Below are 22,521 nucleotides of genomic sequence, written 5' to 3' on the forward strand. Positions count from 1 at the left end.
GAGTTACTGATATTTTTTGATGCTACCGTTTGAGGTAAAACATTATAATTTTAAGCAATTCAATGATTATTCAAGTAGCTTATGCTTATGTATATGATATCAAACCAGCGCGAACTCGGTTACCCTACAGATTGCTCTTTTGATTAGTATATTTGTACAATAACCATTTATCAATGAGCTTTATCATCAGACCTTTCAATATTGATACCGACATCCCTGACACCACCGTTCTCACTATTGAACTTGGCTACCCCACAACTGAAGCTCAAATTACCCAAAGAATGAAGGCTATTCAGGAGGCACCAGATTACCACACTTTTGTAGCTGTCGCGGATCATAAAGTCATTGGGTATATTGGTATAAACAAGCAACTTGCCTGGGAACTGGATGATACTTATTTTAAAATTCAGGCGCTGGTGGTGAAACAGGAATATAGAAAAGAAGGCGTAGGTGCTGCCCTTATCCAACATACGGAAGCTTTTGCAATAGCACAGGGCGCTACCTATCTTTTGGTTAATAGCGGCAATCGGGCCGAAAGGACGGCTGCGCATAGATTCTATCAGAATCAAGGGTTCGAGCCGAAATCGACAGGATTCAAAAAGATGCTATAAATTGAATATATAGAGATCATGGCTGGTTCCCTGGATAAGAGCAAATCCAACACTAATGTAGTCCGATCCTACTTCCAACAAAGCTGTTCCCTGAATAATAAGGATAGCCAAAACCACTGTAGTCCGATTTTACTTCCATCACAGCGGCCTCCCGAAATCCAGCGGGTTCGATAAATCACTATAAACCCTATCTATCTTCCTAATCCTTCCCACCCATATTCCCACTAATACCATCCACATCACTATAAAAATCATTGTCACTATCCACCCTGCATTAAAAAACACCACCACACTCCCCATCATAAACCCTCTCGCCATCACCGCCACTACCGCATACAACTTCATCTTCTCCAAATGCATTCTCAAGGCTTCGCGTAAATTCGGCCCAATCACCCCCTGCTTTGCAAATAAATATCCCACCACATTCCCTGCTATCACTCCTAACATCGCCACCACCAATAATACATTGGCATATACCGGCTTGCGATCCCCATCAAAAAAATCATAATACACGATCAAAAACAACACAAAACCCACCAGCTCTATCACCATCTGTTTCCGTATCTGCTTCAATACCGGATGCTGGCGTTCACGCAATAACCCTGCATGTACTGTTGAAGTTATACTTTTCTCATTCCACGCAGCAAAAAGATCTTCCATAACTCATGTTTTAATTAGTTGATAAATCCTCGTCTCAATTCTCTTTTAAGATCAGGGCAATTCCCTTCACTCATTTTTAAAATAGCTACTAAATCCTCGTTTCAATTCTCAATAATCATCAGGGGTAATCCCCTCCCCTTCACTCACTTTTTAATAGTTGCTAATTCCTCCTCTCAATTCTCTTTAATCAGCAGGAGCCATCCCTTCACTCACTTTTTAAATAGTAACTGCACCTTCGCTTTAATCCTATTCAATTTCACGCCCACACTATTCTCCGTCACTCCAATAATCTCCCCCATTCCCTTATAACTCAACCCCTCCAAATACAAAGTAATGATTGCCTTCTCATCATCCTTCAATTTCCGCAACACCTCAAACAACTCCGCCCCCCGCTCATCCAATACTTCCGCCCTATCCGGCAATACATCCGAATACACAATCTTCGGCACCCGCTTTCGATAGGTTGCGATCGCCGTACTAAGCGCTACCTTATACATCCATGTACTGAATGCCGCCGTACCACCATATGTCCCTATCGACTTCCACAACTGAAATACGATCTCCTGGAACAAATCCTCCCTGTCCTCCTTCGAATTACGGTACAACCTGCATATCTTATGAATGATTCCCTGATGCTGCCCGATCAGTTGTAAAAATTGCGTTTCATCCATAACTTTTTATATTTGCCATTTCTCTGTTAGTTGCAAAACCTTTCCAAAACTTACAAAGAATCAAAAAAAACTTACAAGTAACCTAATAATATGAAACAACGACCATATACCATCTGTTTGATGATGAGTACCCTGGACGGTAAGATCCTTGGCGACAAATGGGGCGACAGCCCTCAAATTAAAAAACTGGGCGGCAAATTTGAAGAAGTACACAACCTAATTGGCAGTTATTCATGGATCGTAGGCCGTACTACCATGGAAAAGGACTTTACCCAATTTGCAAAGCCCATCTATAAACCCGGTACCCACTCCATTCCCCGCATGGACGTCAACGCTAATCCGGATGCCACCACCTATGCGATCGCCATCGATGCGCAGGCGAAATTAGGATGGGAAAAATCAGAGATGCATGGCGATCATGTTGTCACCGTACTTACCGAAAGCGTACCCGATGCTTACCTGGCACATCTGCAGGATATCGGGGTATCTTACATCTTTGGAGGCGCTACAGAGATCGATCTGAACATAGTGCTCGAAAAACTATATACCCTCTTCAGGATCGACATCCTCATGGTTGAAGGCGGTGGCCACCTCAATGGCAGCTTCCTGAATGAAGGACTCATTGATGAATACCATCACCTGCTACTGCCAATTGTAGATGGAAATCACGACAATCCGGCGATGTTTGAAATAGATCCAAAAGCAAAACGGTTTGATGCCGCACTGTTTAAACTGGAAGAAGTGAAACGGATAGAAGATGATGTGCTCTGGCTAAAATATAAGTCATAAAACGCTAAAGCCTTATAATCCTTACTGTAAGGCTTTTAGATACCAATACTGTTCCAACATACAAAACCAATCACCTTTATCTTACCCTGATATTATTGTAACCTTGCAGCTGCTACCTGCAATACAGAAAATCTATACCCCAATAAAAAAAACAAAACCCGCCTCCCGAATAAATGAGGCAGCGACTATTTATTCATCTGCGAAAGAGAGTAGCTGGCAGCGCAAAATACCAGTAAGACAAATTACTTCAAAAGCTGACAATATACTCATAGCGGAGTTTAAAAATAAAACAATAAGGGTTAACTAAAACGCGTCTCCGGATAAGTTTTTCGTCAACCTTCTATACAAAAAAACCGCTTTTCTTCAAACAGAAGAAGAGCGGCATTAATGATTACATCAATCATTTAAATCACGGGTGTGTATAAATCGTATACACCAGTGTGCCGGATGGTGGTAAGCCATAACCACCACCAGTCCAGCCATAAGCTACCACGGTTCCGTTAGTAGGATTCAGATCTGCATCGCTTACTACCAGTGCATTTGCCAGAGTGCTCCATGCTACGAACGTACCGTCTGGTGTGTACCATGCATAGTTCACGATCTTAGCAGCTGACTTTGTAGCAGGTTGTTTTACTTCCTTAATGGGAGTAAAAGAGCAGAACAATAAAACCAGCGTGAACAGAGAAAGGGACAAGAGGGTTTTCATGTTTCTCATGTGGGTTGTCTTTAATGATTAACAAATAGAGGGTTATTTCATTTTAAAGATACAAAAGATGTAAATTAAAAAACATTAAAATCAGCTTAAGTTTTTCGCGCTTCTGTAATAAAACAGAAGCGCGAAAACAATTACTTACAACTAATCACCGACTGCTGTTGCGCAGGTACAGATGATCCCATTGCCTTTGACAACTTAAACAAATTACTGCTTGGAGAATCTACCGGCAAGCCATTGGCTTCACGGATCAACTGGAAGATATGATCCGGTCTTACTACCACATAATCGGAATTCAGTGCTGTTGCCGCATTCTTAAAGCTGGTAGGCGTTACTCCCTGCCATGGCTGCGCCTGTATTATGATAAATCTTGGCGATGTACCATTCCAGCCAGCAGCTGCAGAAGCAATATTATCTTTGATGGTCTGCTCTGTTGTACAATAGTTACAATTCAGTGCCATTCCCGGTAGGGTATTGTTATAAATAGTTAAACCACCATTGGTATTCTGCGCAGTCATTCCCAGCAGTGAAGGCGCATACGTTGCATAGGTCTGACCTACATTCTGATTGATACCACCGGTGATGGTATTCCATATTGTTACCACTCTAAATCCTGCACGTTGATTATAATCTTCTGTCTTCGCCACAAACTGGTTTAGCTTCGTCTGATCCCAGCTGTTAGGATAGGTATAGCCATAGCCGGAAGGACCACTTATCAGGTTATCATTATCTGTTGATGACTGCCAGTAATAGTTCAATGCACCCGGCATCGCATCCAGCATAGCTGGTGATAATGTCCATCCCATCGGCACCTGTCCGCGTCCCGGATCATTCCACAGTTTACGCATCAGGTGTTCTACATATTGCAGGTTATCGCCATCACTCAATATAAATGCTACATAGATTTTATTCTGCAAAGCAGGTTTCTGTGGCATTGCTTTCAGGTTCACCGTTCTTGGCATACCGCTATGTACTGTGAGGTTGGAAGACCAGTCACTCGCAATAGTGGTGATACCATAAGTCGATGTCCTTTGCACACCCGATCCTTCGTTCTGCCACCAACCCATGAAGTTAGCACCTGCAGGCATTGAAGCGAGGAAACTATTCAGCAATGTACTTTCATCTGCAACGTCAGGATCCAGCCAGATGGTCGCAGCACCAATAGCCGTGGCATATTCACGCAATGCGGCTTTGTGCGTAGAAGGATCTAAACCGATCAATAAACGCTTGTCTGCATTCGGCCAGTAAGTATTATACATCGCCTGGTACACCGCCATTTTGCTGCTATACACACCACGCAGATCTGTTAAGATCGGCAGGTTGTAAGGCGCTGCCTGCAATTTGGACAGCAATGTTGGTGAACAGATCAACGCGTTCTGGTTCTTTGCCAGCATGGTGGCCAGGTTCACGGTATGGATCTGAGATGGATCATACACGATCAAACCACCGATTTCGTTACGGTACTTGGTGATCAGGCTATACTTATCCGATACTTCGTTATAGCCCAATCCGAGAGAATTCAACCAGGTATACTGACCTTCGGCAAATGCATCTCCTTCGTAAGAGAAGATACGTGGTTGTGTCTTGTTGACAATACCTTTCAGTGAAGCAAATAAATACATTTCTGCAGAAGAATTATTCTGCTGTACAGCTACATAATCCACTTTCGTATAAGCCGAACCCCGCCAATATACACGCAGTTCTATCGAATGGTTGTCTGCCGGCATGGTAAACGGCAAGGTGAAAGTGACATAATCACCCGCAATGGTAAACATAGTACGGGTAATGGTTTGCGACGCCAGGGTAGCACCCGTTGTTGCGTCTCGCACATCAATATCCACGACAGGGTCATTGTTGGCGGTGTTGTTGTCCGTCTTCATACGGAACTCCGCTACATTTGCACCTGCAGGAATGGTGTTGTCATAAGGACCATAGATCATATGGTCGTTGGCTGCGTCGATACCCACCTGGCAAAGCCAGCCATCGGTTTCTAAACGGCCTGTTTTATGACTTAGTGAAGAACCTTCTGCTTCCCATTTCGTGGAAGTTTCGCGAAGGATAATCAGGTCCTGCGTTTGTGCCGTAGCAGGAAATGATGGCAATAACTGACCCTGAGGCCAGGTGGTTTGGGCCATTGAGGGCATGGCGCAAAACGGCATCAGTAGCAACGACATGGCTACTGCGATCTTTACAGACGGGTTACCGGGTTTGATCATAGGTGAACTATTAAATATGAATGTAACGTGTCCCTTCCAGGTGAAGGGTCTTTAATGGACGCTAAGTACTCTCTGAGTCATTTTCAACGTGAACGGATTAAAAGTACGTATTAAAAGTGAATTGCAAAATATGATTGAGGATGGTTGGACGCTAAAAGGATTTAATAGACTGAAAATCAAAGGAATTGTAATTTCAAATCATAACAATGAAATAACAGGAAAACGCTATTATCTTCGGCAAAAGCGTTTTCCTGTTATGCGGTAAATGGCCTGCGGCCAGCACCAATTTAATATTTAATTAAAGGATTGTCTGAATGCTAACGGCGATAAATTCGTCTTTGCCTTAAATAATTTACTAAAACTCTGCGGATACTCAAACCCAAGCTGGTAAGCAATCTCACTGACTGACAATGTAGTCGTGGACAACTGTACCTTCGCCTCCTCAATCAGTTTTTCATGTATATGCTGCTGCGTACTTAACCCAGTTAATGCCTTCAGTAACCCACTCAGATAATCTGCGGAAACATGTAGTTGTGTTGCTACATAACTCACTGTTGGCAAACCACGTTGTTCTTTAAAATATACTTCCAGCAAATTATCCAATTGCGTTAATAACTGATGACTACTTCTTCTCCTCGTCAAAAACTGTCGCTGATAAAAACGCTCTGAATAATTCAGCAATGCTTCCAACATTGAGATAGTTATATTATGACTAAAGGTATCTATGTTCGCAATGATCTCCTGCTCTATATTATTCACTATATGCACCAGCGTATTTTCTTCTTTATCGGATAAAAACAACGCTTCATTTACCCCATAATCAAAAAAAGCATACTGTCGCATCTTCTTTGCTAACGGCGTATTCCATAGAAAATCAGGATGCACCATCAGCATCCATCCATTTGCGTCCTTCATTGCCATCATTTCCCTCATCGTCTGTTCGTCCATCTCCATTCCAAACACCTGTCCCGGCGCCATAAACGACAACACACCTGCATCAAAATCATAATCCTGCTGACCATATTTTATCTTTACTCCTTTTGCAAAGCCCTGCTTCAGGGCAATGAGATAGAAGTCCGGCACCAATGTCTTCGGCTCGAATACAGGCAACTCTTTGATCGTATTGAATTGCACCACACTGATCAATGGGTGACCTGTCATGGGCAGGCCCCTTAACTGATGAAATTCGCTGATGGATTTTACTCTATATGGTTGCATATCCAAATTTAGTAAGCTGCTGCAAATAAAGGTGCAAAATCCTTCAGTTTCCGTTTTCCCAGTACAGGCCGTTGCTGAAAATATTTTTCCTGAATCTCGCCACTGTGCTGCGCTTGCTGCATGGCTACCAACATAGCTGCCAGGTCTTTTGGCATACCCATCATTTCCATGCCTTGTTGTACCTGTTCGGCAGGCAATGCCGGCCATTGCAGATCGGGTTTGCCGATGGCTGTGCCTAATATATGTGCCGCTTCATTACAGGTAAGTTCATCACTGGCTACGTAGCGGATCTTTATTCCCGGTGAAGGTGTTTCCAGTTCTTCCACCACTACATCTGCAATATCTTCCGGTGCTACAAAGGCTATCATATCATCTCCCCCATAGTTGGACATAATCATGCCATAGGTTTTAATCATGCCAATGAACCCATAAAAATTAGAATAAAACGATCCCGGTCTTAAATGGGTCACGCTTACATCTTTTAAATCATTGAAAAAACCTTCTGCACTATGGTCTTTGATCACTTCAGCAGCCCACCCACTGAGATTGATCACTCTTTTTATATTATTTGCCTGGATGGCCTGTACGTAATTATTGGCAATACGTGTAAAGTATCCCAGTTGATCCTGTTCGGCCATATTGAAAGGGATCATGCAATACACGGCATCTGCTCCTTTGAATGTCTCTTGTAAGAAAATAGTGTCTTCCAGACTGCCGATGGCCGGCTTTGCACCTAAAGCAATAATCGTTTCGGCTTTGGCCGCATCACTGCTAATGACTGTCACATCATGGCCTTTTTCAATTAATAAAATGGCCAGTGGCTTACTGATATTGCCTAATGATCCTGTTACAATGATTTTCATATGATTATGATTTTAGGTAAATGTAGACCTGCCTGAAAATCCTCACGTAGCCGAATACGGTCTGGTTGTAGCCAAATCCTTGTAACTTTACCAGATGAAAGCAGGTCAATTTATACACGCCAGTTCGCTACTGGATGCCAGCATATTTGAAGATGTCATTATTTTCATTACTGAACAGGATGAAAAAGGAGCGATGGGATTTGTGGTGAATAAACAATTTTCCCGTGGACTGACTGAGCTGGAGGAGTTTAAAAACGGGAAACCATTCCCTTTGTATGAAGGAGGACCGGTGGACCAGGAACATCTTTTCTTTGTACACCAACGACCTGACCTGATTCCGGATGGTACACATATAAGTGATAAAGTGTACTATGGCGGCGATTTTAAAACCGCCGTAGCACATATCAATAAGGGTACCCTTACGACCCAGGATATTAAAATATTTATCGGTTATTGTGGATGGGATAATACCGAGCTGGAAGCTGAAATTGAAGAAGGTAGCTGGACGGTGGCAGCGACAGGCGCACTTTTTTAGTTTCGATTCAAATACAGTTTACTTAATCACCTCCTGAAACACAGCATGATCTGCTATCTTATGATACAATATGTCATGCCCTGTATTATTCACATGCACACCATCGCCATAAGCCACCGCTGCCCTGATCGTTCCATCTTCAGCAGCCAGGGTATCATACACATTGCTAAAATGCTCGCCAAAAGCTGCCTGCATCTTTACATTCAGGTTTTTCAACCGTATTCTGTAAGCCACATCCGGGAAGTTGCGCGGTTGTGTACCGAATATAATGTACTTCACCTTCGCTGAATCCAGCAAACGGATCATCTCATTGAAGTTGTCCATAATCTCATCATCTGTATAATCATATGCCACATCATTGGTTGGATATGACATGATCACCAGCGAAGGCCGGAAAGACAATGCAGCCGTAATGTTGTGAAGGGTATCAGTCGCAGGGCGACCAGGTTTAGTAAAGCTCTTTGGAATCCCCTGGTAAGTGGTGAGCCCGAATATTCCAAGGTTGAAATAACTAAGTACCCGCTTATTCTCCTTTGTAGACAGCTTTAACCTGTTTACCCAGGAAGAATCAGTTGGACTGGCTCCCATGCCTGCGGCAGTGGAAGAACCAATAATAACAATGGTGGCGGAATCTGTCTTTGTAGGCGCCGGGTTAGTCGGTGTAGTTGGAGTTGTCCCGGGTTCTTTTATGTCAGCATTCTCATTTTTACCACACGAAATAAACAAGATTGCTAGGGTAAAGCAACAATATAGGTAATGTTTCACGGCAGTAAAGTTATTATTCGATGGTAAATCATCGTTCACACCTTCATGCTATGCCGCATGGTATATATAATTAATTTATTATCAACTTATATGCATTACTAATTTTGAATCATTACTAGTGGTTAAACGCCCGCAAACCAGTCTCTACAACTCTTCTACCCCTCATCCAGTATGCTTCAATTTTTATTCGTACTGGCTTTACGCTTATATCGTGTCAACTTCACCTCCGCCGGGTTCAATTCATGAAACCCGATACCCAAAAACCGCTTTACCAATTTCCCGGGCACCCTGAAATCTTTCGCAAACCTTACCATTTCCCTGATCTCATGTCGTGACAATCCATCTTCTTCCATTTCTTCCAATTCCTCCTCCTCAAATAATGGCTCATCAGGCGCCTCCTGCTCTTCCAACAACGGATTGCCAAATTCAAAATACACCTCCTCCTCTGAGCCATATTTAGTACGAATCCTGGTACCTTCTTTAAACACTGCATATCCATACACCCCCACCGTCGAATTCTCAAGCAATACCCCTATCTCCGCCTCCGGAAAAATATCTATCATTGCCTTTGCCTGTACGCCCAATCCTGCAGATAAAAACTCAAATGGCAACTCCTTGTCCACTAAAATCAAACAATCATTATATTCCCCCGCAAACAACGTTTCCGGTTTATTCGTCTCAAATAAATTTACTTCCTGCCCAGGTTCGAAATCTTTTAACAAAAGATCTTTGTCGTAAGCGCCTTTTACAAACACATAATATTTATTCCATGCCATGTACAACTACTTTATAAAACCGGTGTAATGTACTTTCTTTTTTAGAGACATCTCCGCAATCAGATTATCCCAAACATTCTTCGGGCTTTAATCATTAAAATCACTAGCCGTCGACTCATCAACCTCATTTACAAAACCAGTATCTTCGCCCCTCAAAATTCAACAGACAATGAACACCCCAATCACCTATGTCGAAGGCGATCTGCTGGTAGCTGCCAAAGCCGGAAAATTCGATGCCATTGTACATGGCTGTAACTGCTTCTGCACACAAAAAAAGGGCATAGCTCCCCTTATTGCCAAAGCTTTCGGTTCGGACAAATTCCCCCTTGAAACAAAGCAATACAAGGGCGACCGAACTAAACTCGGCAAAATAGATTACCAAACAGTAACCCTTCCCAGCCAACAACCGCTCACCATCATCAACGCCTATACTCAATACGACTACAGAGGCGAAAAACCTTTCGACCCTCTCGCATTCCGGCATTGCATGCAGGCAATAAACAGCCTGTTCAAAGGCGCACATATTGGCATGCCTTTGATCGGTGCTGGTCTTGCGGGCGGAGATTGGGATGAAATCAGTAAAATAATTGCGGCAGAATTAACAAACTGCCAGGTCACAGTAGTCCGTTTACAGCAACGATAACCGTTGCTCTAATAATTTGATCTTACCTGTCCAATAGCCTTTTGCTTCTTCCTTTTCTTTGTTGGTTTCCTGTCGCAACTGTTGCAATTCACCATTGTAAATGGTGATCAAACCGTTCAGATGCGTCTTTAATCCTTCCGTCGTATTAGGGATATACCCGGGTCCGGAGCAACCGCAAGAGTGAAAAGCGATGCCCACTGAATATAATACACGCAGGTGTTCCCATGCCTTAATTTTCCCTTTCCCAGGAGCTTCGAAGTCCATGCCCATATCAGCCATCAGCTCCCCACAATCGGGGCACTTGGCCAATTTGGCATGTGCATGCCCACCCGTTCCGGAACAGGAACAGTCATCAGAAATACGCCTCTTAAAGGTCTTACGGCATTTAAAACAAGCATAGTGTGGCTTGTATACGGAAAATCCATATCGACACATATATACAGTTAATTAGGGTAAAGTGATGCAAAGATACTACCCTCCTGCCATAGCATTTCTTTATAAAATGTTATAATTTGTCAATGCAATTGTCTTTTGTTCCTGAACAACGCAACAGCCTTAGTAAAAAAAAACGGCACTACAAAATGCCGCTGTTAAATGTAGTCAGTTATCGATCATCAACTCCTGCAAATTCAATGGGAACCAATACCTTTGATATGATGCAGTTACGCAACAAGCCTGGTAAATAATTTTTAGTCTTTAAAATCCATCAACTAGTTTTTTATCTTTATTTCATGAGTACCACCTACCAACCCATCAATTGCGACTACTACGACCGTTTGGAGGCCTGGGCCACCATGCGCACCATCTGCCTCATCCGTTTCACATCCGAAGATGGCCAGATGCAGGAAGTCTCCTCGCGCATCGCCGATCTCTTCGTCCTTGAAAAAGTGGAATACATGCGTCTTGAAAATGGCGTCGTATTAAGACTCGATACCCTTATCGACGTCAATAATATCCCCCTACCCAATCAATGTTAAAAGAATAGCCGCCATCCATCTTCATTATTTCCCACCATCGTTTTCCCATAGAGCGTGATCTTAAACATCGTACAGGAGAATACATTCTGGCATAATAAAACTATTCATACAGTCAGCAATAGCGGTTCATAAAGTGAATTTCATCTATAATGTTTATTCTTCGAAAACCTTACATTTACAATATGTCAGCACAACAGGAAATCATTATCATTGGGGCCGGCGCTGCTGGTCTTATAGCAGCTAAAGATCTCTCCACTAAATACAACGTCACCATACTGGAAGCACGGCCACAAGCTGGTGGCAGAACGACTACCCTCTACCCTGCACCCGGTATTCATATTGAAACCGGTGCTGAATTCATACATGGCGAACTGCCCATCACCCTGTCTTTGTTACAGGAAGCAGGTATTCCCTATCACCCCATCAATGAGGAAATGGCCCTTGCGGAAAACGGGGAACTCAAACAGGAAGAAAGCTGGATTGAAGATTGGGATAACCTGATCGAACATATGGGCAAAGCCGCTGAAACGACCACCATGCAGCAATTGCTTGATCAATATTACCCTGCCGATCAATATGCAGAACTTCGTGATCATGTACAGGGATATGTGGAAGGATACGACCTCGCTGACCTGAACAAGGTAAGCGTAAAATATCTGTACGATGAATGGACACTGGAACAAGGCACCAACTTCAGAATTGAAAACGGCTACACAGCCCTGATCAATTACCTTGGCAAAGGATGTACAATTATCACGAACCAAACCGTGCAAATCATCTCCTGGGAACCGGGAAAGGTGACGGTCACAACACAGGACCGGACCTACACCGCACACAAAGTACTCGTCACCGTTCCTATCAATATCCTACAAAACGAAAGCATACAGTTTTCCCCTGCTCTCCCAGCATATACAGCTGCGGCACGGCAGATCGGATGGGGAACCGTTATTAAGTTCAACCTGCTTTTCAAACAGGCTTTCTGGAAAAGAGATATCGGGTTTGTGTTAAGTGATGAGGAAGTGCCGGTATGGTGGACGCAATCTGAAGATAGCTTAATTCTTACCGGGTGGCTGGGAGGCCCGCATGCAGCAGGACCTCAATCTGATCTATTGGCCAAAGCACTCAACTCGCTTTCTAAAATATTTAATGTAACAAACATTGCGGACCTGTTGGAGCAAAGTTTTATCCATAACTGGTCAACAGAACAAGCCATACATGGCGGCTACTCCTACGGCATGCCTGGTTCTGAAAAGGCAAAGGCAGTATTGACCACGCCCGTTGCAGATACTATTTACTTTGCAGGAGAAGCGCTCTACACCGGCGATAGTCCTGGTACCGTAGAAGCCGCACTACACTGTGGAAAAGAGATCGCGATCAAAATAAAAAGCCCCCAATAAAAGGGGGCTTTCTACTATCACTTAATGCTTAGGCTTAGGTATCACTTTGTACTTCCTATCCTCTATCAGATCCTTTAACCACACCCCATACTTTTTCTTATTAATTTTCTCATTATACTCCTCATCCAGCACCACTCTGCCCTTCACAATCTCATAATAGATATAAGGCACATAATACACTGAATCCGCAGCTGGATAAGGCGCCACTGTATATGCACCACCTACTTCCAGGTTCTGGTCATGGTCATAATCCCTGATATCAGAAGACACGACATTCCCGATAGAATCCGCCTTGCTATTATTTACACTGAAAATTATCAGATCTTTAACGTCTGCACCGCGACTTACTTCCAGAAATAAAAATACATTGCCTCCATTTTCAATGAGCTTATTGCGCCTGCTATCTAAAAACTCCGCACCATTACTCAGCAGATACGTACGGTTACCATTTACAAAAATGGTCCCTTTATTAATATTGATCTGCTGGTTCTTTGTGCTTACGAAGTGAAAATTTGATTTTTGTCCAAAGGCTGGCAGCGCTATAAATGCCAGCAGACAATGTCTGAGTTTTAATTTCATAGTGTAGTTGTTAATATCGGGTAGAAACTTAAACATTTTTTGCGAAAAAACCTTTTACTGATTCCTGTTGTTGTAAAATCATGTGGCGTTACCTTTTTCTGTTAGTAATTTTTCCTGCTACACTGTATGCTCAAAAAACAGACTCGGCTTATATTCAGCCATTTCAAAGGAAAAATACAGTTGAACTATATGCGGGAACGTATAGTACGACGTTTAAATTCAGGACCCACCAAAACAGACAGCGTAATTATAAACTGGCTGTGAACAGCAGTGGGTACCTGGGAGGCGATGTGAGTTATAAATGGCTATACCTGCAATATTCTGTCAATATACCCGGTACAGAACTGGACAATAAGGCAAAGTATCACTATCGGCTCATCAGGATGCAGTTTGGTAGTCATGCGGTGAGCGTAGAGCCGTTTTATAACGCCTATAATGGATTACTGATACCCAATCATGACCACAGGGGATATGAAGCCTTCCAGGGGATTGATTTTACGAATGCGGGACTCGATCTCTTTTATTATATCAATCATAGGAAATACTCTTACAAAGCAGCCACTTCCTTTTCCGAACAACAGCTGCAATCTGCGGGTTCTGTATTCCTGGTAGCAACACCGCTCTGGCACCAGATCAGGTGGAAAAAACCGACGCCACATCTTATATCAGACTCATCTACTTATAATTTATTATCTTCTAACCCCTCGTGGTTGTCGCTGGTATTTAAGGGCGGATACACCCACAATATCGTTCTGGGACAGCATAAGTGGATCATTGCACCTACGGTAATATTTGGTGCAGGGGCTTTGCATGAATTAAATACAGATAATAAGAGACTGCAGGCGGTGACTGATATGCAGGGCTGGATCAATGCGGGGTATAATGGCGATAAGTATTATGCATACCTCAATGCCTCGTGGGAAAATCTGAATACGAATTTATTGGTGAAAGATATGCACCGGACAGATTGGAACCTGAGTTTTACACTGGGATATCGGTTTGCACATCTGCCTAAAAAGATCTTAGGAGTATTATAAAAAAAGCCGCAATCACTTGCGGCTTTTCAAATCCATTATTGCTGCTGCGTTTCCGGCTGAGTTTGTTCCTGTGGCTGCTGCTGTTGCGACTGTTGTCTCCGTTCCATCTGCTGTTTGTAATAATTCCTCTTGGCATCATACACAGCATTGTCTCGTTCTCTTTTCAACTGTCTTACCTCCTGCCTTCTCTCTCTACCACTCAGGTCTCTATCCATTTTCACAGAGGCGATCCTGTCGGCATAGTCATTTTTAATGTCCATCACCTGCATATCGAGTTTAGTAGGTCGATAAGGAGCCGCATAGTAAGGGTATCCATACCCAAAACCCCAGCCAAATGGTGAATAGAATGGGCTGTAGTAACCAAAACCACCGCCTACTATGACGGTTGTCCGTCCTCCCCCATGAAAGCCTCCGCCACCATGTCCGGGACCCATTGCAAAAGCACCTGTCGCCATTACGGTCATCGTTAACGCAATTATTATCTTTTTCATGACTCCTCCTTTTCTTTTTATAGTTATTAGACTCTCGTTTAAAGGAAAGATTTAATGATCAGAAGATTTTAGCAAAGCGTTAACATATTGACATTTAATTTATTATAAGAGGCAGCGGCGTACGTTTTGCATGCTTTCTTCCCCTGAAAAATAAGTACAAATTAAAGAACAACATCACGCCCAGATATATACAAAATCCACCAATCTTCATACTCAACACTTCCATTAGTGTACGATTACTCTCCACTTCCTGCGCGATCTCCATGATAAAAAAAGCAGTCAATTGCCTGCTAATCAACTTATAATCTTTCTAATTCTTTTAAATATTCATATTGCAAGTCTTCATGCTGCCCCTCTATCGCCTTCCGGATCTTCTTCATCTGCCCCATATATATCGTGACCAATGCCGGACTCTCTCCTACTTTTATGCCCGCTTTCTTAATCTTCATTAAAAAGTACAACAGCAACTCTATCTCCGCCACCTTCGACCCCGTATACTTTATCTGCTTACTCACTCCCCTCAATATCTTTCTCAAATGCTTCTTCACATAATAAATGTTCGTCTTCGGCTGGGTAGTAAACGCCTCATCCATTTCCAGCTTCACGGCGGCTATATATCCCTGCAGATCTTCCTCTTCGAATAACAAATAAGACAACAACTCTTTATTGTCATTCTTAAACTTCGCCAACCGCAAACATACCTCCATTAGCCTCGCCGGGGGCAATGCCTGCAATTCTTTCTTTATTTCACTGATACTCGCTGGCTTCATGAATAGAAATCAACAAGTGCTCCAAAATACGCCTCATTCCATCCATCCACAATGTCGTCAAATGCCTCGTCAGGAATATTCGTATGCCTCAGCTCCACATCCGTTCCTTTCTTGTGAGGATGAAGTATAATCGTCACAATTGAATCCTCCGGCTGATCCCCGAAATACCACTCCTGCACAATCTTCTTATCCTCCTCAAACTCGAGGTTCATACCCGCAATACTGTCTCCCCAAAGGGAAAACTCCGTTCCTGCCTCGGCTTTCATTTCCGCAGGTTCACCGGACCATAACTGAATGGTGTATTGATTGGTCAATGCCTTGTACAACTCCTCAGGAGCTGCTGGCACCAAAAAGTGCTTTTTATAATCCTTCATAATGCTGCAAAACTACTTTTTCTGTTGCAATAACCACTCGTACAAGGCAGGTTTCTCAAACAAATTCGAAAAAACAGATCGGGCAGCCTTGTGAGCTGCCCGATAAAAATATTAAATTAGTTCATGTGAAATATTTATTTCGCTACCTGCAACCACTCGTCCGGCAGCCTTCCAATCTTACCTCCATTCACCCTATATTCCAGCTTCAACGTATAACCGCCACCGCCTTCTACAAACTTCACCTCGATCGGATGCAAACCCTTTTGCAGCGCAATCTGTCCGCTCTTTTGCAACGGCGCATGCCAGCCATCATTATCCACTACCTTCTCACTATCTATATAAAGGTTCGCACCATCATCCGCCGTCAGGAAGAAACTATATATCGCCGTCTCAGGAACATTGATAAAGCCTTTCAGCGTCGCGGCAAATGGCTTGCCACCATGCCCCATACTATCAGGCATGATCACATTGTTTACATACCCGCTGCTATCAGGAGTATCTTTCAGTGTCGTCACACTCTTAAATGATCCATCGAAATAATTCAACTTCAATCCCTGCTGCAAACCAATCACTTCAGTCGGTTTGAAGAATGATTGTGGTTTATAGTTCAAAGTATATATCTCTCCATGCACACCATCTGGCTTAAACGCCGCAATACGCAGGGAAATCTTACCCGGAATAATATAATCAGCGGGCAATTCAGGAGACTTTACTGTCGGCGCCGTACCATCTGTCGTATAACGGATCGTCATCTCAGGAGAAGGCTTCGCGATTGCAAGTTTGGTCTTTCCTACAAATACATTTTCTTCTGTAAACCCATCCAGATCTGGCATACGGTAGTGTACCTTCATCTTGTCCAGACGCTTATACTGCGCCATCAGACGCTGAGAATACCCGTCAAAATCGGATTTATGTGTCCATAATACCTCTGCCAGCGCTGTCATACGTGGCATATACATAAAGTCTGCACGATTTTCAGAAGGGATCATCTCCGTCCAGATATTCGCCTGCGCACCAATGATGTAACGGCCTTCTTCGGCTGTCAACCCCTTTGGAACCGGCTCAAAATGATACACGTTAGCGATAGAGTTCCTGTCAGGAATACCATCAAAATACAAAGGATTACCCGGCGTCATGATCACATAATTCCCGTTCTTAGCCGCATGCACTGGTGCTGAAGGTACCCAGCTTCTCCAATACATCACGACTGCCGTAGGACTCACTCCACCTTCCAGGATCTCGTCCCAGCCAATCAGCTTCTTCCCTTTGGAATTAAAGAACTTTTCCATTCTCTTCACAAAGTAGCTCTGCAGTTCATCAACATCTTTGATATTGTGTTCTTTCATGAAATCCTTTACACCGTCAAAGTGCTCCCAGGTAGACTTGTCCACTTCGTCCGCACCCAGGTGAATGTATTGAGATGGGAACAATGCCGCAATTTCAGTAAATACATTCTCTGCAAATTCGAAGGTCGTTTCTTTGCAAGGACAAATAGGCGTGGTAAACAATTTACCCCATTTCACACCACCCTGACAACTCAGGAAAGGATACTCCCTGATAGCCGCCATCATATGACCCGGCATATCGATTTCAGGGATGATTTCGATATGACGTGCTGCTGCATAAGCAATCAGGTCTTTCATCTGGGCCTGTGTATAGAAGCCGCCGTACAGAGTTTTGCCATCTTTGTGAATAATGTGAGAAGCGTCGATCGCCATATCCGGATTGGTTTTGGCTTTCTCCATACAGGCAGAATCCTGGTTGTTCCATTCACGCCATGCACCCTTTTCTGTCAGCAAAGGATATTTTTTGATTTCAATACGCCAACCCTGATCATCTGTCAGGTGCAGGTGTAATTTATTCATCTTGTACAAGGCGAGTACGTTGATGAATTTTTTCAGATAGTCGATTGAGAAAAAGTGACGGGACAAATCCAGGTGCATACCACGCCAGCCATATACAGGGTGGTCGGTGATGTCCGCAGCAGGGATGGCGATCTTCGCCAGTTTGGTGGTAGCACCTTCTACTGATACCGGCATCAGCTGACGCAGGGTCTGAATCGCGCGGAACATACCGGTAGGCGTTTTTGCACCTATCTGAATTTCCTGCGTGCTGATCTGCAAAGTGTAATCTTCTTCGCCTTCCAGCTGATCGTTCTGTGTCAATACAATGGAACCCGCACCTGCTTTGGTACCTGCAGGCAATGCCTGACCTAAGCCCTGTTTGATGAGTGACTGTAACTGTGCCGCCTCATTGCTGAAAGCTTTTCCGGAAGGAACAACCAATTTCGTTTTTGCGGTAATGACAAATTCTCCAGCCTGTGGCACCAACTGTTGCGGATAAGGAATGATTCCGTAACGGGATGGTGCTGCATCCTGGGCACGTGCTACCTGAAAGAGTAACAATACACCCAGTGCCAGTGCACTTTTTTTCAACATAATTTACTTTTAAGCATGATAAGGAAGTCAGCAAAGTACCAAGAATTATGGCACCAAACTGATGCGATATTGCTAAATTATACAGTAATATTAGCGCTTACAGCTTCTATATCGCTACATTCACAATATTCAATAACCGGAAGAACCTTTCCTCTTCCATCTCCTGTACCTCCCCCGGCTGCAAATCTCCCAACAACAGATCTTCTATAGAGATCCGTATCAGCCTTTTCGTCTGATGCCCCACAGCTGACGTCATCTTCCTCACCTGGTGAAACTTGCCCTCCGTCAGCGTGATCGTAATCCACGTCCTTGGCAGGTACTCCTTCAGATCATGCGCCCTTGGCCCTACATTCGCCGGCTTTTCTACTACCTGCACATCACAGGGCGGCGTTACGTAATCCACACCCCCTTTAATACGAATGGTCACACCGGTACGCAATTTCTCTAGCGCCTCAGCACTAATCACCTTATTGACCATCACGAGATAAGTACGCTTGTGTGGTGTATCGCTTTCAAATAATAACCGGGTGACTTTTTTATTGGTTGTAAGAATAAGCAATCCTTCGGAATGGTTGTCGAGTCTGCCCACAGCATGAATGCCTTCGGGAAAATCATAATCCAGTTCGCCCAAAAGATGAACTTTGTCAGGGCTCACGAACTGCGACACCATGTCGTAAGGCTTGTTAATAATGAAATAACGATCCATAAAATTCTGCTAATATACAGGCAAATCTGATTAATATCTATTTAACCCATTCCCGGGGGAAACCATAATTTCATCCCTATGAAGATAAAGACACTCATCATCGCAACGACTGGATTTTGTAGCACCCTCCAGGCACAGGTGAAAAAAGATTATCCCATACAGCCTGTGGCCTTCACACAGGTAAAGGTCTCCGACAATTTCTGGGCACCCAAGATCAGGGTGAATGCAGAAGTAACGATTCCCTATACCCTGGAACAATGTCGCAAGACAGGCCGCATCGACAATTTCAGACGTGCCGCCCATACCATTCCCGGCGATTCTATGACGGAATATACATTTGACGATACGGATCTGTACAAAGTGATTGAAGGAGCTTCGTATGGTTTGCAGGTGAAAAAGAACCCCGAACTGGAAAAGTACCTCGATTCACTGATTGCTATTATCGGCGCTGCACAGGAAAAAGATGGTTATTTATATACTTTCCGTACCGTACACTCCGCGCATCCGCATCCATGGATGGGCACGAAGAGATGGGAAATGGAAGAAGACCTGAGTCATGAACTGTACAATGCCGGTCATCTGTACGAGGCCGCTGTGGCACATTATCAGGCTACTGGCAAAAAGACATTATTGAATATTGCTATCAAAAACGCAGACCTGCTGGTGAAAACTTTCGGCTATGGCAAAGAAGAAAAATGGCCCGGCCACCAGATCGTAGAAACAGGTCTGACAAAATTATACCGTGTCACCGGCGATACTGCCTATCTGCATCTGGCAAAGTTCTTCCTCGATGTACGAGGTCCCGGATCTCCATATAGCGGTGAATACAACCAGTCTTTTACAAAAGTAGTAGATCAGCACGAAGCCAAAGGTCATGCCGTAAGAGCTACCTATATGTACACCGGCATGGCAGATGTAGCTGCACTCACAGGTGATCAGCAATACCTGCATGCCATCGATGACATCTGGAATGATGTGGTAGATAAAAAGCTCTACATTACCGGAGGCATTGGTGCTACCGGCAATGGCGAAGCATTTGGACAGGCATACGAACTTCCAAATATGAGTGCTTATGCTGAGACCTGCGCTGCTATCGCGAACGTATACTGGAATAGCAGGATGTTCCTGCTGCATGGCGATGCGAAATATATCGATGTACTGGAACGTACTTTATACAATGGATTATTATCTGGTGTATCTCTTTCAGGAGATCGGTTCTTTTATCCGAATCCATTAGCGTCTATGGGACAGCATCAAAGAAGTGCGTGGTTTGGTTGTGCCTGTTGTATTTCAAATATGACGCGATTCCTGCCTTCTATGCCCGGATATATTTACGCCCAGAACCAAAACAATCTCTATATAAATCTCTTTGCTGGTAATACAGCTTCTATTAAATTACCGGTTGGTGCTGTTCAGATCACACAAACCACCAATTACCCATGGGATGGACAGGTCGATATTGCAGTGGCACCTGCCAAAGCAGCGAACTTTGCACTGCATATCCGTATTCCTGAATGGGCAAAAGGCTCCCCTGTACCGGGCAACTTATATTACGATGCAGATAGTGCCAGTCTGCCTAAACTGGCCATCCTGCTAAATGGTAAACCTGCTACTTACAAAATGGAAAAAGGGTTTGCTGTCATTACCCGTAACTGGAAAGCAGGTGATAAAATAAGACTTGACTTTCCCATGAGCGTACAAAAGATTATGGCCAACGATCAGGTAGTTGCTGATAGAAAACGATTCGCCCTGGAACGTGGTCCTATCATGTATTGCCTGGAAGGCCCGGATAATAAAGATGCCACTGTACAAAATATTGTCGTAGATAAAAATGCTACTGTGAATGCTGTTTATAAACCTGATATGCTGAACGGTGTAACCGTATTACAGATGAATGGTAGCTCTTCCAGCCGGCAGTTAAACAGCGATCAACTCATTACATCCACTCAAACAGTAATAGCTATTCCATACTACGCATGGGCAAATCGTGGTCCCGGTGAAATGGCTGTATGGATTCCTTTCGAAGCCTCTGCGGCAAGACCAAAGCCAGCTCCAACCATTGCCTCCAAAGCAAAAGTAAGTGCGGGCATAAAAAACAAACGGATGTTCATGGCACTGAATGATCAGTACGATCCACTGGATTCTCATGACAACAGTTCACTCTATCTGCATTGGTGGCCAAAACAGGATACGCTGGAATGGGTGCAGTACGATTTCGATCAGGCGTATACAATTTCCAGTTCTAAAGTATACTGGTATGATGACGGACCTTTTGGTGGATGTCGTATTCCTGTATCCTGGAAACTCTATTATAAAAAAGGTGATGAATGGATACCTGTCGTAAATAAAACACCTTACGAAATAGCAAAAGACAAATACAATAACGTAACTTTTGAACCTGTGAACACTACCGCCTTAAGGCTGGAAGTACAGTTGCCAAAAGACAATTCATCAGGTATTCATGAATGGAGTGTACAATGATAAGAACCCTTGCACTATTCATCGTCTGCACCTTTGCACAAAGCTGCTATCAGTATACCATCACCCTTTCTCCGGAAAGGGTGCATGTTTTTCTTTCAGTAAAAGGTAATCAGGCTGACTCACTGGCATTCAATTAGATTGCCACAGTGTTTGCAATGCATTGGATAAAATATTAGGGATATTTACGAACATACAATATCCAGGGCTAAAACAAAAATATAGATATCACCTTCAGCATCGTCCTCAAATGATGCAATGCATAGGTAATCTGATTCTCAACCGTCCTCTTCGAAATTCCTAACTTCCCCGCTATCTGGTCGTTCGACAAATGTTCCTGTCTGCTCAGTAAAAACACCTCCCTGCACCGCTTCGGCAACCTCCGCACAAACTCCTCCACACTATCCTCCAGTTCCTGTCGCGACAACTGCTGATACCCCTCATTCTGAACAGCATAATCATCCAACTGCCCGATATCCTCATTAAACGACAATGGCTTCACCTTCTGCTTCTTCAAATGTTTGTACACATGATACCGCCCCGCCGCCTTTAAATACGCCGAGAAAGAAAGTATTTCTAATTGTTCTCTCTTTAACCAGATGTTCAGGAAAATGTCGTGGGTGATTTCTTTACTGACTTCCCTGTCCTTTAAATGGAAAAATACAGTTGTGTATACAGACTGCCAATGCTTCTTAAAGAAGTAAGAAAAAGCAACCTGATCCCCCTTTAATATGGACTCCCAAAGTTCATGGTCTGATAAATGGCCTAAGCACATGATAAATGGACATAACGTAGTGTGGATTAAAGGTAACAAT

24 protein-coding genes are annotated in these 22,521 nt (G+C 43.6%); 8 read left to right on the top strand and 16 right to left on the bottom strand.

The annotated features are described in order from the left end of the window. Window positions 1–173 precede the first annotated feature (173 nt). Window positions 174–611 carry a GNAT family N-acetyltransferase gene (locus tag BW716_RS16365; protein WP_083723853.1) on the top strand — a complete coding sequence of 146 codons (438 nt, stop codon included), beginning with the start codon at window positions 174–176 and terminating at the stop codon, window positions 609–611. A gap of 138 nt (window positions 612–749) precedes the next feature. Here the strand turns inward: BW716_RS16365 and BW716_RS16370 are convergent, their stop codons facing one another. Together BW716_RS16370 and BW716_RS16375 are read right to left on the bottom strand one after the other, a co-directional pair. Further along, window positions 750–1,271 carry a hypothetical protein gene (locus BW716_RS16370; RefSeq protein ID WP_083723855.1) on the bottom strand — a complete coding sequence of 174 codons (522 nt, stop codon included), beginning with the start codon at window positions 1,269–1,271 and terminating at the stop codon, window positions 750–752. A gap of 209 nt (window positions 1,272–1,480) precedes the next feature. Then, complete coding sequence (locus BW716_RS16375) at window positions 1,481–1,942, bottom strand: RNA polymerase sigma factor (RefSeq protein WP_083723857.1); 462 nt, start codon at window positions 1,940–1,942, stop codon at window positions 1,481–1,483. Window positions 1,943–2,032: 90 nt separating this feature from the next. On the opposite strand from BW716_RS16375, the gene BW716_RS16380 reads away from it, so the two are divergent. Continuing rightward, entirely contained in the window at window positions 2,033–2,731 is a 699-nt protein-coding gene (locus tag BW716_RS16380; protein WP_083723859.1) for a RibD family protein, read from the top strand. Window positions 2,732–3,140: 409 nt separating this feature from the next. Here the strand turns inward: BW716_RS16380 and BW716_RS16390 are convergent, their stop codons facing one another. The 4 genes from BW716_RS16390 to BW716_RS16405 form a co-directional block, all read right to left on the bottom strand. Continuing rightward, window positions 3,141–3,446, bottom strand: a complete 306-nt coding sequence (locus BW716_RS16390) for a hypothetical protein (protein ID WP_083723863.1) — start codon at window positions 3,444–3,446, stop codon at window positions 3,141–3,143. A gap of 131 nt (window positions 3,447–3,577) precedes the next feature. Further along, window positions 3,578–5,659, bottom strand: coding sequence for a GxGYxYP domain-containing protein (locus BW716_RS16395; RefSeq protein WP_083723865.1), 2,082 nt, complete (start codon window positions 5,657–5,659; stop codon window positions 3,578–3,580). Window positions 5,660–5,953: 294 nt separating this feature from the next. Next, the gene (locus BW716_RS16400) at window positions 5,954–6,877 is read right to left on the bottom strand and encodes an AraC family transcriptional regulator (RefSeq protein WP_083723867.1); all 924 of its coding nucleotides are present in this window, start codon (window positions 6,875–6,877) and stop codon (window positions 5,954–5,956) included. An 8-nt stretch (window positions 6,878–6,885) separates the two neighbouring features. Further along, window positions 6,886–7,740 (bottom strand): NAD(P)H-binding protein, encoded by an 855-nt coding sequence (locus BW716_RS16405; protein WP_083723869.1) that lies wholly within the window; start codon window positions 7,738–7,740, stop codon window positions 6,886–6,888. 94 nt (window positions 7,741–7,834) lie between these two features. Here BW716_RS16405 and BW716_RS16410 point away from each other — a divergent pair, with 94 nt between their 5' ends. Further along, entirely contained in the window at window positions 7,835–8,275 is a 441-nt protein-coding gene (locus BW716_RS16410) for a YqgE/AlgH family protein (protein ID WP_083723871.1), read from the top strand. Between the two features lie 18 nt (window positions 8,276–8,293). Here BW716_RS16410 and BW716_RS16415 read toward each other — a convergent pair whose 3' ends face one another. Further along, window positions 8,294–9,001 (bottom strand): SGNH/GDSL hydrolase family protein, encoded by a 708-nt coding sequence (locus tag BW716_RS16415; protein ID WP_143708876.1) that lies wholly within the window; start codon window positions 8,999–9,001, stop codon window positions 8,294–8,296. Window positions 9,002–9,216: 215 nt separating this feature from the next. Further along, window positions 9,217–9,816, bottom strand: coding sequence for a hypothetical protein (locus BW716_RS16420; protein WP_083723875.1), 600 nt, complete (start codon window positions 9,814–9,816; stop codon window positions 9,217–9,219). Window positions 9,817–9,985: 169 nt separating this feature from the next. On the opposite strand from BW716_RS16420, the gene BW716_RS16425 reads away from it, so the two are divergent. After that, entirely contained in the window at window positions 9,986–10,459 is a 474-nt protein-coding gene (locus tag BW716_RS16425; protein ID WP_083723877.1) for a macro domain-containing protein, read from the top strand. On the opposite strand, the gene BW716_RS16430 is transcribed toward BW716_RS16425, so the two are convergent. Beyond that, window positions 10,445–10,894 (bottom strand): hypothetical protein, encoded by a 450-nt coding sequence (locus BW716_RS16430; protein ID WP_083723878.1) that lies wholly within the window; start codon window positions 10,892–10,894, stop codon window positions 10,445–10,447. The two genes, BW716_RS16425 and BW716_RS16430, sit on opposite strands and share 15 nt — an antisense overlap. Window positions 10,895–11,190: 296 nt before the next feature. Between BW716_RS16430 and BW716_RS16435 the strand changes: the two genes are divergently transcribed. Both BW716_RS16435 and BW716_RS16440 read left to right on the top strand, forming a co-directional pair. Next, on the top strand, window positions 11,191–11,436 hold the full coding sequence (locus BW716_RS16435; protein ID WP_083723880.1) for a hypothetical protein: 246 nt from the start codon (window positions 11,191–11,193) through the stop codon (window positions 11,434–11,436). Between the two features lie 182 nt (window positions 11,437–11,618). Further along, window positions 11,619–12,833 carry an NAD(P)/FAD-dependent oxidoreductase gene (locus tag BW716_RS16440; protein WP_179091161.1) on the top strand — a complete coding sequence of 405 codons (1,215 nt, stop codon included), beginning with the start codon at window positions 11,619–11,621 and terminating at the stop codon, window positions 12,831–12,833. A gap of 21 nt (window positions 12,834–12,854) precedes the next feature. Here the strand turns inward: BW716_RS16440 and BW716_RS16445 are convergent, their stop codons facing one another. Continuing rightward, a complete protein-coding gene (locus BW716_RS16445) occupies window positions 12,855–13,412 on the bottom strand; it encodes a hypothetical protein (protein ID WP_143708877.1) in 558 nt (185 codons plus the stop codon). 80 nt (window positions 13,413–13,492) lie between these two features. On the opposite strand from BW716_RS16445, the gene BW716_RS16450 reads away from it, so the two are divergent. Beyond that, entirely contained in the window at window positions 13,493–14,449 is a 957-nt protein-coding gene (locus BW716_RS16450) for a DUF4421 family protein (RefSeq protein WP_083723886.1), read from the top strand. A gap of 35 nt (window positions 14,450–14,484) precedes the next feature. Here the strand turns inward: BW716_RS16450 and BW716_RS16455 are convergent, their stop codons facing one another. From BW716_RS16455 to BW716_RS16475, 5 genes are all read right to left on the bottom strand, one after another. Beyond that, the gene (locus BW716_RS16455) at window positions 14,485–14,940 is read right to left on the bottom strand and encodes a hypothetical protein (protein WP_143708878.1); all 456 of its coding nucleotides are present in this window, start codon (window positions 14,938–14,940) and stop codon (window positions 14,485–14,487) included. Between the two features lie 299 nt (window positions 14,941–15,239). Further along, window positions 15,240–15,710: a hypothetical protein gene (locus BW716_RS16460; RefSeq protein WP_083723890.1), complete on the bottom strand. Its 471-nt coding sequence runs from the start codon at window positions 15,708–15,710 to the stop codon at window positions 15,240–15,242. Next, complete coding sequence (locus BW716_RS16465; protein WP_083723892.1) at window positions 15,707–16,084, bottom strand: SRPBCC domain-containing protein; 378 nt, start codon at window positions 16,082–16,084, stop codon at window positions 15,707–15,709. Before BW716_RS16465 ends, BW716_RS16460 begins: the two co-directional genes overlap by 4 nt. Before the next feature lie 134 nt (window positions 16,085–16,218). Further along, window positions 16,219–18,522 carry a family 20 glycosylhydrolase gene (locus BW716_RS16470; protein ID WP_083723894.1) on the bottom strand — a complete coding sequence of 768 codons (2,304 nt, stop codon included), beginning with the start codon at window positions 18,520–18,522 and terminating at the stop codon, window positions 16,219–16,221. Between the two features lie 106 nt (window positions 18,523–18,628). Continuing rightward, complete coding sequence (locus tag BW716_RS16475; protein ID WP_083723896.1) at window positions 18,629–19,228, bottom strand: pseudouridine synthase; 600 nt, start codon at window positions 19,226–19,228, stop codon at window positions 18,629–18,631. A 78-nt stretch (window positions 19,229–19,306) separates the two neighbouring features. On the opposite strand from BW716_RS16475, the gene BW716_RS16480 reads away from it, so the two are divergent. Next, on the top strand, window positions 19,307–21,709 hold the full coding sequence (locus tag BW716_RS16480; protein ID WP_083723898.1) for a glycoside hydrolase family 127 protein: 2,403 nt from the start codon (window positions 19,307–19,309) through the stop codon (window positions 21,707–21,709). Between the two features lie 205 nt (window positions 21,710–21,914). On the opposite strand, the gene BW716_RS16485 is transcribed toward BW716_RS16480, so the two are convergent. After that, window positions 21,915–22,481 carry an RNA polymerase sigma factor gene (locus BW716_RS16485; RefSeq protein WP_083723900.1) on the bottom strand — a complete coding sequence of 189 codons (567 nt, stop codon included), beginning with the start codon at window positions 22,479–22,481 and terminating at the stop codon, window positions 21,915–21,917. Window positions 22,482–22,521 lie beyond the last annotated feature (40 nt).

Source organism: [Flexibacter] sp. ATCC 35208, from assembly GCF_001975825.1.
Lineage (GTDB): Bacteria > Bacteroidota > Bacteroidia > Chitinophagales > Chitinophagaceae > Chitinophaga.

What these genes read in the sequence shown, in the direction of transcription:
- BW716_RS16440 (WP_179091161.1), top strand. Translation starts at nt 11,619, where the DNA reads ATGTCAGCACAACAGGAAATCATTATCATTGGGGCCGGCGCTGCTGGT.
- BW716_RS16405 (WP_083723869.1), bottom strand. Translation starts at nt 7,740, where the DNA reads ATGAAAATCATTGTAACAGGATCATTAGGCAATATCAGTAAGCCACTG.
- BW716_RS16420 (WP_083723875.1), bottom strand. Translation starts at nt 9,816, where the DNA reads ATGGCATGGAATAAATATTATGTGTTTGTAAAAGGCGCTTACGACAAA.
- BW716_RS16395 (WP_083723865.1), bottom strand. Translation starts at nt 5,659, where the DNA reads ATGATCAAACCCGGTAACCCGTCTGTAAAGATCGCAGTAGCCATGTCG.
- BW716_RS16475 (WP_083723896.1), bottom strand. Translation starts at nt 19,228, where the DNA reads ATGGATCGTTATTTCATTATTAACAAGCCTTACGACATGGTGTCGCAG.
- BW716_RS16425 (WP_083723877.1), top strand. Translation starts at nt 9,986, where the DNA reads ATGAACACCCCAATCACCTATGTCGAAGGCGATCTGCTGGTAGCTGCC.
- BW716_RS16455 (WP_143708878.1), bottom strand. Translation starts at nt 14,940, where the DNA reads ATGAAAAAGATAATAATTGCGTTAACGATGACCGTAATGGCGACAGGT.
- BW716_RS16430 (WP_083723878.1), bottom strand. Translation starts at nt 10,894, where the DNA reads ATGTGTCGATATGGATTTTCCGTATACAAGCCACACTATGCTTGTTTT.
- BW716_RS16460 (WP_083723890.1), bottom strand. Translation starts at nt 15,710, where the DNA reads ATGAAGCCAGCGAGTATCAGTGAAATAAAGAAAGAATTGCAGGCATTG.
- BW716_RS16445 (WP_143708877.1), bottom strand. Translation starts at nt 13,412, where the DNA reads ATGAAATTAAAACTCAGACATTGTCTGCTGGCATTTATAGCGCTGCCA.
- BW716_RS16400 (WP_083723867.1), bottom strand. Translation starts at nt 6,877, where the DNA reads ATGCAACCATATAGAGTAAAATCCATCAGCGAATTTCATCAGTTAAGG.
- BW716_RS16410 (WP_083723871.1), top strand. Translation starts at nt 7,835, where the DNA reads ATGAAAGCAGGTCAATTTATACACGCCAGTTCGCTACTGGATGCCAGC.
- BW716_RS16370 (WP_083723855.1), bottom strand. Translation starts at nt 1,271, where the DNA reads ATGGAAGATCTTTTTGCTGCGTGGAATGAGAAAAGTATAACTTCAACA.
- BW716_RS16470 (WP_083723894.1), bottom strand. Translation starts at nt 18,522, where the DNA reads ATGTTGAAAAAAAGTGCACTGGCACTGGGTGTATTGTTACTCTTTCAG.
- BW716_RS16485 (WP_083723900.1), bottom strand. Translation starts at nt 22,481, where the DNA reads ATGTGCTTAGGCCATTTATCAGACCATGAACTTTGGGAGTCCATATTA.
- BW716_RS16365 (WP_083723853.1), top strand. Translation starts at nt 174, where the DNA reads ATGAGCTTTATCATCAGACCTTTCAATATTGATACCGACATCCCTGAC.
- BW716_RS16435 (WP_083723880.1), top strand. Translation starts at nt 11,191, where the DNA reads ATGAGTACCACCTACCAACCCATCAATTGCGACTACTACGACCGTTTG.
- BW716_RS16375 (WP_083723857.1), bottom strand. Translation starts at nt 1,942, where the DNA reads ATGGATGAAACGCAATTTTTACAACTGATCGGGCAGCATCAGGGAATC.
- BW716_RS16390 (WP_083723863.1), bottom strand. Translation starts at nt 3,446, where the DNA reads ATGAGAAACATGAAAACCCTCTTGTCCCTTTCTCTGTTCACGCTGGTT.
- BW716_RS16380 (WP_083723859.1), top strand. Translation starts at nt 2,033, where the DNA reads ATGAAACAACGACCATATACCATCTGTTTGATGATGAGTACCCTGGAC.
- BW716_RS16465 (WP_083723892.1), bottom strand. Translation starts at nt 16,084, where the DNA reads ATGAAGGATTATAAAAAGCACTTTTTGGTGCCAGCAGCTCCTGAGGAG.
- BW716_RS16450 (WP_083723886.1), top strand. Translation starts at nt 13,493, where the DNA reads ATGTGGCGTTACCTTTTTCTGTTAGTAATTTTTCCTGCTACACTGTAT.
- BW716_RS16480 (WP_083723898.1), top strand. Translation starts at nt 19,307, where the DNA reads ATGAAGATAAAGACACTCATCATCGCAACGACTGGATTTTGTAGCACC.